Raw genomic sequence first — 17,693 nt, 5'->3', positions numbered from 1 at the left:
GGTGAGTTGGTGCACGTGGTCAGTGATACTACTTAGCCAGTTTGACATTCGATTGTTGCCTCCCTTCGTATCTATGGGTGTGTTGGCGGGTGAAGGTAGCCTTTGCGTTTTGCGATGGTGTTCATCTTTTGGATCTGGGCCACCGCTTTTACCTGGGAACGCGTACGACGGGATGATGCGAAGACGACTCTTCCTGCTGGATCATCCATAGATCGACCCGCTCTACCCGCCATCTGTACCAGAGATGCTTCGTCGAAGAGACCATTGTCCGCATCCAAAATAAATACATCGCTGCGCGGAATGGTGACGCCCCGCTCCAAGATAGTGGTGGTCACGAGCAGACGTATGGTCCGTTCACGAAACGCAATAACTTTGCTCGCGCGATCCGGATCTTGGGATGATGTTCCTTCGATATGGATTTGCGGAAACATGCGACGCATGAGATGTACAAATGCCTCGATCTGAGCGATCCGTGTCACAAAAACAAATACCTGAGCTTCGCGCAGCAAGGAGGTTTGAATACTGTTTTTTAGTGTGGCGGGCAGCTCTCGCTTTCGAATACATTCGGCGACGGTAGCCATTTTCAGTAAACGCGGTACAGGTAAAGGGTGGCGGTGGAAGCGGACGGGAACTTTGGCGTGAGTGAGTTTTCCTTGCGCTGCTTCCCGCTGCAGCCTAGCTGGTGGGGTAGCAGACAAGTACACAAAATGACCATCAGGCTTGCACGAGGATGCAGCCGCATGAGCGAGCATGGGATCATTATGGTAGGGAAATGCATCGAGTTCGTCGATAATGACAAGATCGAATGCCTGGTAAAAACGCATCAGTTGGTGTGTGGTCGCGAGTGTGAGCTGTGCGTCTTTCCAGCGCTCGGTGCTGCCTCCGTATAGCGTAGCGAGCGAGATGTCGGGGAACGCCTTCGCCAAACGAGGGGCAAGCTCCAGAACGACATCCCGGCGCGGCGTAGCCACAAGCGCACGTCCACCGCGCTCCAATATGTATTGGAGCAAAGGGAATATCATCTCGGTTTTACCCGCCCCGGTCACGGCCCACAGCAAAAACCGCCCCGGCCCATCCCCTGCGGATGGCTGGGCCAAAAACGCCAGCGCCGCGGCAGCCGCCGCGCTCTGCGCAGGGCTAAGCCCCCACCGGGCAAGTCCGCCCTCGGTGGGGACAACGGCCGTGCCACGCTGCGATGCCCCGCGTGGCACGGCCCATGGCGCTGCGCTACGCAGCAGCAGCGCACAGGCACGGCTGCGCCCCAGCGCGAGGCAAGCCTCGCAGTAGGCGCACGCCGCCAGGCCGCAGGCAGCGCAGGGCACGCGCTGCCCGGCAAAGCTGCCGCATCGGCGGCAGCGGGGCGCGCTCTGCGCGCGACCAAGCCACGCGAGGCGTTGCCGCCGCGTGGCAGGCCCTTCCAGGGCGGCTGTTATGCTCAGCCGCCCACGCAGGTGCGCGAGCTGCGCAGCCGCACGCCAAACCGAGGCAAGCTGCGGCGACGTATCCGCCAGCAGCGCCTCTGCCTCGGCCGCCAGCAATTGGCGGCCGCGAAGCCGCTCAGCCAGCAGGGCAGCGCCCCGCTCCAGGTGAGCCCATTCCCCGGCGGGATATGGCTCTGACATCTCGCCCACCTCCGCACCTCTTTCAGCGACAATCCCTACATTGCCCGCCATGTCTCCCCTAGCCTCCATATCCCCGGAGGCCCGCTCGTACATTTCCAGTTTGCGCTGCATATACACCTGCCAGTGTTCCTCTCCCCACTGATCCATACCTCGCTCCACCTCAAAATTCTCTACCATCCACGAGGCCTGACTTAAAGGTAATTCCCTGCCTAACATCAACCATCGCAACACCCGCCGTCCGCTCACCCCCTCAAGCCACCACGCCACATCCACTCGGATATCCAGTGACAGCGCCATCTTCCACTCTTCTCTCACTCGGCACACATACAACCCAACCTTCATCTGCTCTCCTCCCTCATTCTCCATGTCCCGAAACGCAAAAAAGCACATGCCAACCGACTATTCGTCGGAGCATGTGCTTCATGTCCATATCTCATAAATCCAATATCCATTTGTATTATCACTATATCAATTGTGGAGTCGTCCCACAAGTCGTTTAGTTTCCAAAAGTAATTGTTACGATCATTTTACCCATTCAATGAGTACCGATAATCTTTCTTTGATCATGCGAAACTTTTTCCAATCTGCATCGTCTATACTTTTAACTTAAGAGTTCTGATTTCAAAAAGGTTCATGCAACGCTCCCTACACAACTCTAACAGGGACAATAACCATAGATTGCATAAAAACCCATATTTAATTTAACAGCAAGCTTGGCTACAATGACAAAAAAAGACTACAGCATACGCTGTAATCTTTAACCTCAAACATGATGAAATTCACGCTTATTTGAGCAAGCCGGCATGACTTCATTGAAAGTGCATTCTGACTGATGACACGCTTTAGCCAGTCTGTCTCAGCAGCTTGCACGATGAATGAGCCCAACTGTTGCAAAAAAAAGCATCTACTGCTTTGGCTCACGCAAATCGATAAGGCGAATAGAACGATTCCCGGTCTGATTCCCCTGTTCCATATCAGTAGGGACAGCAGACAAGTAGGATAACTCCATTCCTTGCCTAAGCATAAGCTTTTCAATAATACGAACCGTTTCGGCTTCCGTGCGATCAGCGACAACCGTCAACGTGAAGCTCTTTCCACGGTAAAATAATTCCCGGCAAAGCGCTCTTACAATGCCTTCAATCCGCTGCTCCTGATTGGAAGGAATGAGCATAATCTGCTCGTAGCCTTCAGGGTCTGGACGGGAAAGATGGCGCTGGTGCATGGCATGAACGGCCATTGCCGCCAGGAAGTATATGAGCAGAATCATAGTCAGATGAGCAACCATGGCAACTGCACCTCCTCGGAAGGTCATGCTCACCCATGGCGAACATCCCTGTATACAGCAGTATATGCCGCATTCCCCGAAGGGTTACACTTGCAAATCCCATACGCGCATATTCCATTCTGATCGACACCGGACGAAGAAGACAGGCCAGGTCGTTCACTCATTCATGCCGAAGCTTGCACATAAGTTCTCCTAACTTCACACTTTGCTCATTTGCAGTAATAAAGTCCATTAACCCGCTAACCAGTCCAATATTATGGAATGGGCGCGAGTAAACAGAATCCTATAATTGCTACATCCAAATTACATCTAAATACAATCGTATATTAAAGGGTAACCCAACCATATTTGATCGAGTTGATAACCGCTTGCGTACGATCGTCCACTTCCATCTTCTGCAGAATACTGCTGACATGGTTTTTTACTGTTTTCTCACTGATGAACAGGAACTCACCAATCATTTTATTGCTCTTACCTTCAGCCATCAGACGCAAAACTTCAGCCTCACGACGAGTAAGCGGATTATTGTCGCCAGCGACAAATTTAACGCCTGCTTCCTTCGAAGCTCCTTCGCTCATTGCCCCTGTCTCATTAAGGTACGTCATCCGACGCAACTGCATGATCAGTTTGCCAGTTACTTTAGGGTGGATGAATGCATGCCCTTCATGAACGGAACGAATCGCATTGATCAGGGACTCGGCCTCCATGTCTTTCAGCAGGTATCCGTTAGCACCTTTACGGAGCGTTTCGAACACATAACTCTCATCATCATGAATAGACAAGATAATCACTTTGACATCTGGGAACAGCTCACGCAATTTCTCCGTCGCTTCAACCCCGTTTTCCACCGGCATGTTGATGTCCATTAATACGATGTCCGGTTTATCCTGATTACAGAATTCGAGCACTTGAATCCCATCGCCGCATTCGCCGATGACCTCAATGTCGTCCTCCATATTTAAAATGCGTTTCAGACCTTCACGGAACAGCTGATGATCATCAGCCAAAAGAACTTTAATTGATGCCTTGCCAGTATCACGGTTTTCCATCCTGCTACTCCTTTCCCTTATCCACGTTTGTCGGGATATGAATCACTATTTTGGTTCCTTGATTTTCCGCGGATTCAATCTCTATTCTTCCTTCTAACAGTTCAACCCGCTCTCTCATCCCAATCAGACCGAAGTGGGTATGATCCTTGCTCTTCTTCGCAAGAAGCTCCGGTTTGAACCCAAGCCCATTGTCCTGCACGACAATCTTAACGAGCTGAGCCTGGTATGTAATTTCCACTACAACATAAGTGGGATAAGCATGCTTTGCAGCATTGGACAGACCTTCCTGCACGAGGCGGTAGATCGCAGCCTCCATTGCCGAAGATAAACGGTGTTCCTTGCCTCTCGTTTCAAAAAGCGAGCGGATTTTTGTTTTTTCTTCAAAATCCTGCACGTACTTCCGAAGCGTTGGAATCAATCCCAGGTCATCCAGTGCCATAGGACGCAAATTGAAAATAACTTTTCTCATTTCTCCAAGACTCGAACGAACCTGGCCTTTCAAATCTACTATTTCGGCCTGGACCATCTTAAAATCCTGCTTTATGAGCATTCTTTCTACAATTTCCGTCCTAAGTACTAGATTTGCGAGCATCTGCGCAGGTCCGTCATGGATCTCACGGGCAATACGTTTCCGCTCTTCTTCCTGGGCCAAAATTATTTTCAAACCAATCATTTGTCGATTTTTGGCGGATTCAATGATGCGGGTCACTTGACCCAGCTCACCCGACAGATACTCCAGTACAACCCCCATCTGGGAACCGATCGTCTCGGCGCGCTCCACGGAAGCTTCCACATTTTTGGCACGCTTCTGCAGATCATCCCGACGGGCTTTCAGATACATTTCCTTCTCACGGTAAATCATCAGATCCAGCTGTAACTGCGTCGCTTTCTCATACGCCTGCTTGATATCATGCTCGGAATAACGGACGAAGTCACGGCTAACCTCAGTTAGCCGGATCCGGGAGCGGCGGTAGTTGAGCTCCAATTGATCTACTTTCTCGATCGTTTCCGCCGTCTCCTTCAGAACCGACTTCAACTCCTCGTTCAGCGTTTTCAGCTCATTGCGAGTCGAGTCCATAATCTCAAACATTTGATATTTACTGTTTTCCATGACTTGTATGGCGTTTTTTATGACGCGGTCTATGGCATCGGCTTGTAAATCCACGTTTGTTCGACTCCATTTCTATCGTTTCCGGTATATATCATACCATATCACGATGAGATGGTAACGGTCTTCGTGTTCTGTTCCCATTTTACAGTCAGTCCAAGCTGCTCCGAAACGAGTCTGAGCGGGACTAAAGTCCTACCACCAGATACGTAAGGTGCTACTGTTGCACTTTGTCTTTTGCCATTGATAATGAATTCTTTCTGGCCTACCACCAGATCAATCAGCTTGCCGCCACGTACAACCGTAATCCGTTGGTTTTTGCTATCCCAGCTCGCCTGTCCGCCAAAAGCATCCAATACATGCTTGATTGGAACATATGTTGTACCATTTTTCAGTACTGGCGCAGCATCGATTGCCTTTTTCGTTCCGTTTACGGTCATGGATTTCTGTCCAAGCACGAGCGAAGCAGTTCCTGTAGGCAAGCCCACTTCACTGGATTTGGATGGCATGGTGAAAGCAATGTTGTCAAAAGCAACCGTGCCTGTCTTCGCACGCTCATCCTGACCTTCTTCCACATTCACCACATAAACACGTTTCAGCTTCGCCGGATAAGCCATGTTCAGCCCATTTAGGTCCACATTCAGCTTTTTCCAACCATCCCAATCAATCGCTTTAGCGAGATCGGCATATACCGTTTTGCCATTGGCATCGGTAAATTCGGCACGCAGCCAGTTCAGACTCTTATCTCCCATAACATCCATCGACATGGATGTCGCTGTTGCAGATACCTCTTTGCCAGTGGAACCGTTCAATTGGGCATATGCATACATTTTACCTATTCCTGCGGTCATATCATAGCTCAGCTGCAGCACCTTGGAACCGGCTTTTTCACCTGTTCCCGCTGTCACGGATGCCGATCCAGTTACACCTGATGCGTTGGTCGTGAAGTTGATCGGGTAGCTTACATTCTCGAAGTTCTCCCATATCGTTTCACTTCCCGCAGCAGAGAGCACAACCACCGTGCTGTAGCCGTCATAACGACCGATCGCATAGCCAACTTGAGCACCAGAGTTCACAGAGGATACGGTTAATTGGTCTGCAACCACTTTACCTTTGAAGCCAATAAATTCCCAAGTCAGCGAGTCCGCCGGAACTGTCACACTTTGTCCGTCTTTGGTCTTCGCCGTTACCGGTATGGAAATCGTTGTGCCCGCTTGGAGCGATCCCAAGCCAGACCCTGCTGTCAGGGAAGCCAGTTCATTTCCGCCCAGCACGGTAACTTTAATGGAAGATGAAGCACCATTACTTGTTGCAGTCAACGTCGCTGTACCTGGTTTCACACCTTTGATCGTTCCATTGCTTACACTCACGATGCCGTTGTTGCTCGATTTCCAGGTCATCTTGATATCGCCTGTGGCAATCGGGTTATAGTAGGTGTCATATCCTTTGGCTGTATACTTGCCCTCTTGTCCGACCAGCAACGTTTGGCTGCCACTCACGGCAAAGCCCTTCAGCTTACCTTCCGGAGCCGTAGAGAACACGCCCAGCGTGTTTACGACCTGACGCTGCTCTGTACCATACTCCGTGTTGAACGTAAGCCCTGCTGTCTCCTCACCAAGCGGACGAGTTACCATCGTTGTGGAGCCGCCTCCGTCCAGATTCATGCCTTTCCATACACCAATGCTGGTCATGAAGGATTGCAGTTCAGTCAGCGACAAACCACTGCTGTTACTGTTTTTCTCCGCTGCAATAATGTAGACATACCGACCATCTTGAGAGTAGCCGACTGCTGTTCTCGCACGAATGCCACCAATGCCGGAAGCAGCAATATCGCGGGAAAAAGTTGCCGCCTTGCCACCATTCACCAGAATGGTATGGCCACCGATCATCATCTGCAGGTTGCTTGGATCAACAGTCTCCCCCGTCGTTTTGGCTTTCAACTTGTAATCCGCATTCAGCGTCTGGCCTACCGCCAGGTGAGTCATAATCCATGTCGCTGCCGTTCCGTGCGCACGCAAAATGTACCCATCCGCCGGCACCGTCATGTTTAACGCCTTTTTATCCGAAATCTGCGTGATCACACCGTTCTGCACAAGGACCTCGGTTGGTGTTGTGGAAGGATCATTCGGCCGCTTCGTTGACGTCCAAGCCGGTGTATAAATATACATCGAATTGGCATGACTGTACTTCACCGAGCTCGATTCGACCGTGTAGTCCTCTTTATTTATCCCACGCAAAGCAAACGTTGAACCATCATCTGCCTTCACGGTGCCATCGAATGAATATTCATCAATCATCGGCTTGCCGTCTTTGGTTACGGTGAGGGCATACATCCCTGACAGTTCTGATGGAGTAGATACGAGGACCCCATCCGAGACCTGTCCACCGATTGGAGCAAGTTCCCCGGATACATTGAAATAATCGCCGTTCACGGCGGCTACTGCACCATTTTCCTTAGCCATGCCACCCGTGCTTTGTTTACTATTCAGATTGCCACCTTTGCCTGTCATGACATCCAGCTTCACATAGGGATTTTGCAAATCCACTTGAATGACGTCAGCCAGTACGTTCACCTTCGAGCCGGAACGTGTTGTTGTATAATTGTATTTCATTAACTTCGCACCCGAAGTCAGAATTTCTTCACTCAATTTGCTTGTTGTTGTAGAGGCCGCTGCAGCCACCGACTGCCATGTACTTCCCGACCACACCTGTTGTCCTGCTCCCAGAACCGGTGCAATCCAGATCACGCCTGCCAGCGTCACAATCGCCCATTTCTTCGCCTTGCTACCCTTAACGTCGTTCAGCCGTTTCCCTTGTTTCCCCAGCATGTTTGAAACGTCTCTCCCATCTTGTATATCAATCTTAGATATCACGATCTCTGCCACGTGGCAGCAGATAGCGAGATTTCTAGTATACTCTTCTATTAATAGACTACTTTTTGTGGAAAAAGTTACGCCCCGAGCCTGAATTCAGGTATTTATTGGGTTATGCGACATTCTATTTTTCTTTTATACGTTTTTACAGTCAAAAAAATAGACTTCAGTTAAGCTTAAGTTAGCACAACCGAAGTCTATTTGAAGTAAATCTGGCTGTTGAAACAATTGATGTTACCAAATCAACGTTAGTTTCTACATCTAGGAATGTTGAAGCTAATAATTACGGTGACGGTTTTGAAATGATAAATTCACCAATAATTGTTGTTCCATCTTTCTCGTACACGAACATAATCGAACTCCTCTTTCTAATGAAAAAAGGAACACCTCAAGAAATGATCTTTCTTGAGATGTTCCAACCTTGTTACATATCATTATCCTGACCATTCCTGAATAAAATGAATGATAAGATATCTCGTTTTTTACAAATATCCTAACTTATCCAGAACACGTTTCAACATTACCGCCGCTTGTGCACGAGATGCATTCCCCTGAGGTTCAAATGTCTTTGACGTCATCCCCTGAATAATACCTTCCTGCACCGCTTTGGCGACAGAATCCTTGGATTGGATCTTTTTGTTATCCTTAAACTTAGCTAATGTTGATGCTGCGGATGACTTCAGGACTGTGGGCTGACCTGCGTACTCCAATGCACGCACCATCATAATAGCCATCTGTTCCCGGGTAATGAGACTATCCGGTCTAAAGGTACCATCTGTATTCCCAGTAATAATGCCTGCTTTGGCCGTTGCCCCAATATAAGCGCCCGAAATATCACCGTAGCGTACATCCTTGAACTGCTGCGCACTTGAATAATCACCCGGTAACCCCAACCCTTTTGCAACCAAAGTCGCGAATTCCGCACGTGAAATTTGCTGATCTGGTACATAAAGTGTCCCATTTTGTCCATTAATAATCCATTTGGCGGACAACTCCCCAATGATATCCTTTGCCCAGTGAGAAGTCGTATCGCGATAAGAAACCGGATGTGATGCTGCAACGACAGTCTGGTTTCCACTCAGCTGACCTGTCACCATAACCGCCCCGGCTGCATTAGTGAACGTATGAGGAATGTTAGCCAGAGATGAAGTACCCTGATCGATGTATACTAGTCCTGTTATTGTTCCTGATGTCGTTGAAGGCAATCTAAGCGCTAACTGACTCTTCGTCTGTTGTTCAGCCCGCTGGCCGCTATAGCCATTGTATGCAGACAGATATACATCCGTAATCTCCGAAACTCTTTGGGCTCCAGCCGACGCTAACATCCCGTCCATTGTACCGGATACGGTTATAGGAACCGATTCAAGTTGGACATACAAGTACGATGATCCACCAGAACCAACAGATGTCCCCAGACTTTGACTAATCGCGGATATATTCAAATCGGATAAAGGTACTGACCATAAACGGTCTCCAAATCTTACTCCAATGGAAGAAAAACGCTCACGGGCAGCAATTTCTGCCAAGGTGTCGATTGGGAATCCAACGTAAGCCGCTGATTCAGATGACGGAACTTCGAACACGACCAGACGACTTGCATTGTTGCTTAATCCGGCATACTGGAATGCCTGATTTAATTTGCTACCATCCACATTAAACTGATGAGTAGAGCGACTGTTTCGCGACGAAGCTGAAGAAGAAACTGCTGCGTCCGTACTCATAACATACATGGACTTATTAAACGCAGACGTGTCCGAAACCGTTAGCCATGAAGGAAGCGTTGAATTCGTATTTCCTGTGTTAGTAGTTAAGCCTCCGTTTTGTTGCAATGTTAGCGGCCCAAATGCTTCAATCAATACATTAAGCTGGTCACGTAATGGTACTGCACCTGGAACATAGTTTACTGTCCCTGTCTGTCCTGTTGTGACCGTATTTGACAGTTTCAGTGTTACTGTTGTACCTGACGAAGCCGCAGAGATGATCCCTGCTGTGCTACCACCAATCTGTACGTTGAATTGGGAAGTAGTCAGCGCCGTCTGGGATTGCAATGCATTACGAAACGTTATGGTAACGGTATCTCCCTGGACAGAAGCTGATTTGATCAAGCCCGTACCTGAAGTATAGGTGACTGGCGCCAGATTAATATAACCTGCCGGGTTCCCGTTCAGATCGGTCAATCTTAATGCTCCCGGCACATAAGATAAGGTCACATTTTGAGTATTCGTAACCGATGAAGCGAGCGTTAACGTTACCAGATCATCTTCAATCGCAATATCGTTTACAAACACTGCCTTGCCATCGACAAGTACGGAATATTGGCTCTTTAGCGGCTTATTTAATGTGTTGAGGGGTTCATTATAACGGACCCACATCTTGGAGCCACTTACCTCGGCACTTTGGAATACAGGTGCTTTGGTATCAATCGTATTACGAATATAAAAACCGCTAAATCCTGCAAGTGCCTGACCGCGGCTATCTTTTACCGGCCATGAGCCAGGTGTATACGCCACCCGAACCACTTCTCCGTCCGTAATGGAACGGCTAAGATTTAATGTCACCAATGAGCTGCTGTTGACGGAGATACTATTGATGCCCACAGACGCACCATCAGCGGTTACGCTGAACTGTCTCACTGCATCGCTGGAATTAACATATACCGTCTCCGGGTAGTATAAACTAATTGTACTGTAATAAACGTTACCATCACGTGGTTTGGACATCACAGAATCCAGCGTGTTCTCTACATCCCGAGCGGAAAAAGACGCTGCTGCATTCAGTGACTGATCTGTAACTGCGCGATTGCCCGTTCCCGGCGTATACGCAATCCGTACCACTTGTCCTACAGCTACACCTGTATCCAGCACAATATACACACTATCTCCGGAGATATACGCCGTGCTCACGTTACGATTCTCACCATTAACGGTGACGGCATAACTACTGGTGATTGGATCTATATTAGACAGCCACTCGTCGTAAGTAAGTCGAATCGTATTGTTGCTGTACATCTTGGCAGACTTTAGTACAGGTGGTGTTGTATCTTTACTTAATGTTTTAAAGCTCCAAGATCTAGAGCCATTTAAACCAGCAAATATATTACCCGCCTTATCACGAAATATATTCCCTGGAATATCGATAGAATATGTGGTGTTACTGTCCAATACACTTGAAGGAATAATGCGAAGTTGTTTGTTGTCAGAAGCATTAATAGCTGTTGTTGAAGCTACGATTGCTCCATTCGCTTTCTTCAAGGTTGCATTTCCTCTGTAATTGGGGTCAAGTTCCTTGTTAAAGGTAACGGTCAATTCCCCTGTCAGTGAAGCACTGGTTGCACCGTTCGCAGGTGATAACGTTGAAACCGTAAGTGCGGTCGGATCAGATATAACACCTACGTTAAATCCCCAATCGGTTCCCTTAAGCCCTTCGATATCGTTCCCCTGTTCATCCCGTAAAAAACCTTCAGGAAATACGATAAAATACGTACTGTTGTTGTTCCATGTCTTCTTAGGATCAACTGTAATCGTTGTTGTTCCTATCCCCGTAATACGGTCAGAAGTCACAGGGATTTCCTCATGTAGAAGACTTCCCTGATATACAAGCAGTGAGCCTGAACCAGCACTGACGTTCTTTTCAAAATGCATAATCAAATTGGAATCAGGTGGCACTTGAGTTGCTGCATTTCTCGGATATTTATTGATGATTGATGAAGATCCCACACCCTGTGTTCGGAAAGTCCATTGTTTATCTAATCCCGGAAATGCTGTATTACTTCCATCTGCGTATACAAAGGAATTTGCATCAATCTGCACATAATAAGTACCTCCTGGAAGAGGAGCATGGTTAATGACTACTTTTTTCCCTACACCTGGAACGGCAACATCATCTGGTGTAATAATTATATTAGTTGAATCCACGCCGTTCACTTTAATAGGGTCAATGACATCCATGTCTCCCGCCAAACGTTTAATTGATATGTATCCATTCGTACTTCCATCGGTTTTCTGTACCGGTCGATCAAATTCAATCTCCAGTGGTGCTGCCCCATTCACATAATTTGCTCCTAATGCAGGAACCGTTGAAGTGACTCCAAGTGTAGTTAAGTCATCTAACGCATATGCAGTATTCTCTTTTCCCACAAGAGTCGTCAACAAACCCTGTGCGGTTAGCATTACGATTAAAAGTCCCATCATTCCTCTTCTGGCTATTCGTTTCAAACTCACCCAATCTTCCCCCTCATCTTGGATTTCCTCTCTTGTCTGGTGTACAGACCTCATTATGTATGTCGGCTAAATCTAAGATATTATTTAGATAAAAGGGAATATAAGGAATTATATTTAAAATCTTTAGCTTTCCAATTTACAAAATGAAAAAAGCCCCTGATTCCTAATCGGAACCAGAAGCTTCATTTAAAGGCCTTAGTTAACTTACAGACCTGCTTGCTCTTTCAAAACGTCTGCTTTGTCCACTTGTTCCCAAGGTACATCCAGGTCTGTACGGCCGAAGTGACCATAAGCAGCCGTTTGTTTGTAGATTGGGCGACGCAGATCCAGCATACGGATGATGCCAGCCGGACGAAGATCGAAGTTATTGCGTACAAGCTCAACCAATTTCTCTTCGCTGACTTTGCCTGTTCCGTATGTATCTACGTTGATCGATACCGGGTTGGCTACACCAATCGCGTAAGCGAGCTGGATTTCCACTTTGTCGGCAAGACCTGCAGCAATCAGGTTTTTCGCAACATAACGAGCTGCATAAGCTGCGGAACGGTCTACTTTTGTTGGATCTTTACCGGAGAATGCGCCACCGCCGTGACGTGCATAACCGCCGTAGGTATCTACGATAATTTTACGTCCAGTCAGACCTGCATCTCCCTGAGGTCCGCCAATAACGAAACGTCCAGTTGGGTTGATGAAATATTTAGTCTGCTCATCCAGCAATTCAGCTGGAACGACAGGCAGAATTACGTGTTCTTTGATGTCTTTTTGGATCTGCGCAAGTAGAGTCTCTTCAGCATGCTGAGTAGACACGACGATGGTATCAACACGCACCGGTTTGTCACCGTCGTATTCAATCGTTACTTGAGTTTTACCATCCGGACGGAGATATTCCAATGTACCGTTTTTGCGCACTTCAGCCAAACGGCGAGCGATACGGTGGGATAATGCGATTGGCAAAGGCATGAGTTCAGGTGTTTCATTCGTTGCAAAACCAAACATCAGACCTTGGTCACCAGCACCAATGTTCTCTGTTTCGCGAGCCATTTGTTCCGGGTCACGGTTCTCCAGAGCTGCGTTAACGCCTTGTGCAATGTCAGCAGACTGCTCGTTCAGAGAAGTCAGGACTGCACAAGTATTATAGTCGAAACCGAACTTGGCACGAGTGTACCCGATTTCCTTAATCGTATTACGAACGATGGACGGAATGTCCACATATTCAGACGCGGAGCTGATCTCACCGATGACAAGCACAAGTCCTGTTGCTACGGAAACTTCGCACGCTACACGAGCGTTTGGATCATTCGCCAGAAACGCATCCAATACGGCGTCCGAGATCTGGTCGCAAATTTTATCCGGATGTCCTTCAGTTACAGACTCCGATGTGAATAGATGTCGGCCTTTAATAGACATTGAAGTTTCAACCTCCCATAACGAGTAGTATGGCGATTGCCCGAACAAAACATTTACGTTGATTCGTTCACTGTACCCTCGAAAGCTTTCCGGGCGGAATAAGGACGCAGGGTCCGCAGTTACGAAGATAAGGATTTTTCAGGTAATGGCCTCAACAAAAAATCAACCTTTCCCTAGCGGAAAAGGTTGCGTACCTCAACTGCCATCTTAACGTATTTGTCAAGACGTGTCAAACGGATTGGGATAAGGAAAACATCCTATAAGTGCTGCTGTGCCTGGCGAATCAGCCTTTTGGTAATCTCTCCACCGACCGATCCATTGTCACGGGAAGTCAGATGACCCCAACCTTTATACTGCCCATAGGAGTGATCACTCACCTCACCCAGTTCAGAACCAAATTCGGTATCTGCACCAGCAAGACCTCTACCGCCATATCCCACATTCAGACCAAACTCAGCGGCAATTTCATACTTCATCTGATCCAACATCTGACGACTTTCGGGTACCACTTTGCGGTTGCTTCTAGCCATGATTCCTGCACCTCCGGTTATTGGTTGTGTACAGTTATAGAGTGAGCAGGAACAAGGCTGGCTAGCCGTATTAATGTTTGTTAGAACTGGGTAATCTCAGCAATCCTTATTACGTAATATTGAATAATTTCAGGTTACAATGCTCAAACTACTTCAAAGAATATCCACCGCGAACCATAACAGTCAGACTGTATTTGTTGCCATCGAGAACTGTAATGCCTCGACCATCCTTTGGAAAAGAAAGCAGGTGATTGGTCGGCGCTGCCTGTCCATTCGTCAGGTCTACCCCGTCCGTCAGATCAGCTACACCATTCGTACCTTCACTGACAATCACAGCTTTGCCGCTGCGTACAATGAACTCCGCGCCAGACTTCCCGATCAGCTGTTGGCCCGGCTTCACGGTTACAATCTCTACGGCATCTGTCGCACCGGATACCAGTGGTGGAAGTGTTGTGTCTCCACCTGTCGTACCTGTTCCTGCAGAGCCGTTGTTCGCACCCGATGTATTGCCAGTTCCTGCATTGTTGCCTCCACTATTCGTGTTACCACTGCCTGCGGGAATTTTACCACCCAACGCTTGCTGGATTTGCTGGTCGACATAACTCTTCGTTACAACCGGATCATCGGCTGTTCCCGGTTGAATTGTGCCTGCACCTATTGCCGTGTTGCTGTATACAGACCCAACCCATACGCCAACACCAATCGCCAGCGCAGCCAGGGATACTTTCATATAAGGTTTCATGTGATTTATTTTCCTCCTCTGGAAATCTATTAACTTTAACTATAGAGAAAAAATGCTGTGGGGACAAGCAAAACCTCGCTCCCGATTTCTCGGAAACGAGGTTAAGTCTGCATTCTGAGTATAGTAGTACAGATAATCTATCTACTTATTATTTTGTATTGTTGTTGTTCCCGGAACCCTCTTCCGGAAACTCTGGAAACTCCGGTTCTTCTTTTGGCAGTTTGGATACATCGTAACTGTATCCTTGTTCTGCAAGACGAATCCGTTGGCCTTCAAACACATCATACAAAGCTACACGATATGAACCCCCGCGTATTTTATCGAAGACCGTGTCATCGATGCTCCAGTTCAGTGTCTGATTAATACCCGTTTTCAGATCGGTTCCCGGCGTGAGTTCTTTATCAAACACTTTACCAGATCCGTCTGTAAGCGAAAGAATCAATTTATGTCCGTATTCACCGCTATCGACAGCTTCTTCCTGGGTTAGCGAGTAGATCATCTCAATTTGTACCGCTGTACCACCTGTGAGATAAGCTCTGATGTTGCTGCCAGAGAATTTGAACGGATATAAGTCGATATCATTCAGAGATGACAGGACAGGTAAGGATTTCGGCTGCACCTCAAAGGACATCGCATTAACATATGCCGTTGCTTCACCTTCGCCGGATACAAATTTGTTGTCAGCCACACCTTCACCCACGATCAGTCGCATATCGGATGTCGACGTTACACTCTTCGGTACTTTGGCCCAGAACGTAACGACACTCTTCTGACCTGGCCCTGGAACACGGTCTGCTTGCTTCGCTGTAGCTTTGTAATATTGGCCATCTGCTGTTTTATAATATCCTACGAGTTTTCCGAGACCATTCTGTCTGAGGGACTTATTCGTCATTTCAAACTCGGTATATACGATATCCGAAGAAGATCCAGGATACACATAGGTTCTGCGTACACCAAGCTCTGTTTCCTTCTCTGAAGTACCTTGAGTAAAGGTCTTCCCTGCTCCTACATACGAAAGTGGCTGGATTATACCGGATGTACTAAGAGTAATCCAATCATTCGTTTCTTCTTCGCCTACCTTCTCCAGCAAAGTTACTTCCAGACGACTCATATTCAACTCTGACGGAATTTTGGTCAAAAGATAAGCCTCTGTTGTCATACCTGGGCCGAGCAGCTTGCCCCCTTGCGCACGAATTAGCTTCGTATCCCCGTCGATCTTTGCGGAATCGATAGTAAACATTGCTTCCAGTTCAGGCAATTGAACCGTTTTGGTCGATGCATTACGGATCGTCACTTTGGCAGCAATAATATCGCTGTCTGTCCAAGGCAGCCGCTGTAAAGAACCAACAGATACACCAAATGTTCCTTTGCTATTCTTAATTACCGTCTCTGTCGTAAGTCCATCTCCACTTGTGACGGACTCAGGAATAGCGTAGATGCCTACCGGATAAGAAAACTGGAAACCGTTAGTACTTGCACCTGCGCCTGTTTCGCTTTCTTTGCTCTCATCCTTGGTTGTTGGTGTGATCACATACAGTTTAATTTTGCTGGTATCCCCATCACCTTGAATGGTAGTAATCAGTTTAATCGTCTTCGTCGCACCTGGCTTCAGCTTCAGATCATCCAATGCTTTCGTCTCAATCGGATATGCTGTACCATCTGCTGTTCGAATCTCTAATGCATATTTAGGAACCTTAACTTCTTTCTTACCTTGGTTTTTAATGACCATTTGCATCGTCAGATCGTACTCTTCATCCTCTGTACGAACACGCGCGGATTCCAAAAGGGTGGATACAGGTTGTCCATCAATCGAAATGATATTCGGTTGATTCGCTGCTGTATCTACATTAGATTGACTAGCTTCTGGCAGTTGTAAAGCAGCCACAGGCAGGGCTGTCTTCTCTTCACCTTGTTCTTCCACAAGCAGCAATTCGGACTTTTCGAGTTTCAACGCTGTGGGTAAAGAGGCCATTAAACTCAAGGTTTTGTTGGCCTGTGCCTGAATGCTGATGCCTGTACTGTCTTTGTCCGGCGTTAACGGATAATTCGTACCATTCGGTGTACGCAAAATCCACTTGATATTCGGATTATCCAACAATTTATAACTAATGTTATTAAGGTTCACGCCAACTTTGACGTACTGCTTCTTATCTTCACCCGGATATACCTTGATCCCAGACACCTTAACTTTGACCGCTGAATCACTCAAACGAACCGTTTTTGTCTTGCCTACAGGTGTTGTAATGCTGTAGGAAGCAGGAACGTTAAATTTCCCCAATGTGCTTTCATAGTTAGGTTTACTGAAATCCCATTTTACGATGAGGAAGTTCAGGTCGCTCAGCTTCACTTCACGTCCAACCTTCATGACATAAGTAAGATCAACCGTAGAACCAGGAGATACCGTCTTTTTTTCCTGATCCTTGGCGATCAATTTAGGTGAGAAGGTTGTCCCACCTCTGGTCTTCACTTTGCTCCAATAATCGAGCATCATCATTGGTGTGCTGTCGTTGTTTTTATACGTCAGCGTATACGTCACTGTATTCCCGTCGTCTTGAGACAAGATATTCACATCCGTTAATTTCACGGTACTCCGTGCAGTAACTTTCACTGCTGGAACGTTGGCCAATGTATGTACTACTTTTGTAACTGTGGTTGTTTGTTCTTTCTTCGTTGTATTGTTAGTTTCACTGTTCTTCGATGTTTTATTTGAACTCGTCGACGTATTCGCAGCTGCTGCGATACCTCCACTTGAACTGATCAACAACATGCTTGCCATTAAAGTCATCATGACCTTTTTATGATCCACTTCCAAACCTCCCATAAGTTGCTTGTTGCTTTATAGTATAAACGTTTGAAA

The 17,693-nt window shown here is 47.3% G+C and carries 10 protein-coding genes; all 10 read right to left on the bottom strand.

The features are described 5' to 3' along the window. Positions 1-71: 71 nt before the first annotated feature. Complete coding sequence (locus HW560_RS08690; protein ID WP_179262799.1) at positions 72-1,964, bottom strand: helicase-related protein; 1,893 nt, start codon at positions 1,962-1,964, stop codon at positions 72-74. Positions 1,965-2,526: 562 nt separating this feature from the next. Then, positions 2,527-2,907: a hypothetical protein gene (locus tag HW560_RS08685; protein ID WP_090903539.1), complete on the bottom strand. Its 381-nt coding sequence runs from the start codon at positions 2,905-2,907 to the stop codon at positions 2,527-2,529. Between the two features lie 326 nt (positions 2,908-3,233). Beyond that, a complete protein-coding gene (locus tag HW560_RS08680) occupies positions 3,234-3,956 on the bottom strand; it encodes a response regulator transcription factor (protein WP_024631627.1) in 723 nt (240 codons plus the stop codon). Positions 3,957-3,960: 4 nt separating this feature from the next. Continuing rightward, the gene (locus HW560_RS08675; protein WP_024631628.1) at positions 3,961-5,121 is read right to left on the bottom strand and encodes a sensor histidine kinase; all 1,161 of its coding nucleotides are present in this window, start codon (positions 5,119-5,121) and stop codon (positions 3,961-3,963) included. A 47-nt stretch (positions 5,122-5,168) separates the two neighbouring features. Beyond that, positions 5,169-7,892, bottom strand: a complete 2,724-nt coding sequence (locus HW560_RS08670; protein ID WP_090903538.1) for a stalk domain-containing protein — start codon at positions 7,890-7,892, stop codon at positions 5,169-5,171. Between the two features lie 527 nt (positions 7,893-8,419). Further along, entirely contained in the window at positions 8,420-12,157 is a 3,738-nt protein-coding gene (locus HW560_RS08665) for a SwmB domain-containing protein (RefSeq protein WP_179262797.1), read from the bottom strand. A gap of 204 nt (positions 12,158-12,361) precedes the next feature. Next, positions 12,362-13,564, bottom strand: coding sequence for a methionine adenosyltransferase (gene metK / locus HW560_RS08660; protein ID WP_179262795.1), 1,203 nt, complete (start codon positions 13,562-13,564; stop codon positions 12,362-12,364). Positions 13,565-13,821: 257 nt separating this feature from the next. Then, positions 13,822-14,094, bottom strand: coding sequence for an alpha/beta-type small acid-soluble spore protein (locus HW560_RS08655; protein ID WP_179262793.1), 273 nt, complete (start codon positions 14,092-14,094; stop codon positions 13,822-13,824). A gap of 148 nt (positions 14,095-14,242) precedes the next feature. Then, positions 14,243-14,836: a hypothetical protein gene (locus tag HW560_RS08650; protein ID WP_179262791.1), complete on the bottom strand. Its 594-nt coding sequence runs from the start codon at positions 14,834-14,836 to the stop codon at positions 14,243-14,245. 148 nt (positions 14,837-14,984) lie between these two features. After that, positions 14,985-17,642 carry a hypothetical protein gene (locus HW560_RS08645; RefSeq protein WP_179262789.1) on the bottom strand — a complete coding sequence of 886 codons (2,658 nt, stop codon included), beginning with the start codon at positions 17,640-17,642 and terminating at the stop codon, positions 14,985-14,987. Positions 17,643-17,693: the final 51 nt, after the last annotated feature.

Source organism: Paenibacillus sp. E222 (assembly GCF_013401555.1).
Classification (GTDB): domain Bacteria; phylum Bacillota; class Bacilli; order Paenibacillales; family Paenibacillaceae; genus Paenibacillus.
Note: the sequence above shows the minus strand (reverse complement) of the source record. Positions and strands in the feature narration are given on the sequence as shown.

Bases quoted from the DNA above. Each gene is read 5' to 3' on its own strand.
- HW560_RS08690 (WP_179262799.1), bottom strand. From the start codon at position 1,964: ATGAAGGTTGGGTTGTATGTGTGCCGAGTGAGAGAAGAGTGGAAGATG.
- HW560_RS08655 (WP_179262793.1), bottom strand. From the start codon at position 14,094: ATGGCTAGAAGCAACCGCAAAGTGGTACCCGAAAGTCGTCAGATGTTG.
- HW560_RS08680 (WP_024631627.1), bottom strand. From the start codon at position 3,956: ATGGAAAACCGTGATACTGGCAAGGCATCAATTAAAGTTCTTTTGGCT.
- HW560_RS08650 (WP_179262791.1), bottom strand. From the start codon at position 14,836: ATGAAACCTTATATGAAAGTATCCCTGGCTGCGCTGGCGATTGGTGTT.
- metK (WP_179262795.1), bottom strand. From the start codon at position 13,564: ATGTCTATTAAAGGCCGACATCTATTCACATCGGAGTCTGTAACTGAA.
- HW560_RS08670 (WP_090903538.1), bottom strand. From the start codon at position 7,892: ATGCTGGGGAAACAAGGGAAACGGCTGAACGACGTTAAGGGTAGCAAG.
- HW560_RS08685 (WP_090903539.1), bottom strand. From the start codon at position 2,907: ATGGTTGCTCATCTGACTATGATTCTGCTCATATACTTCCTGGCGGCA.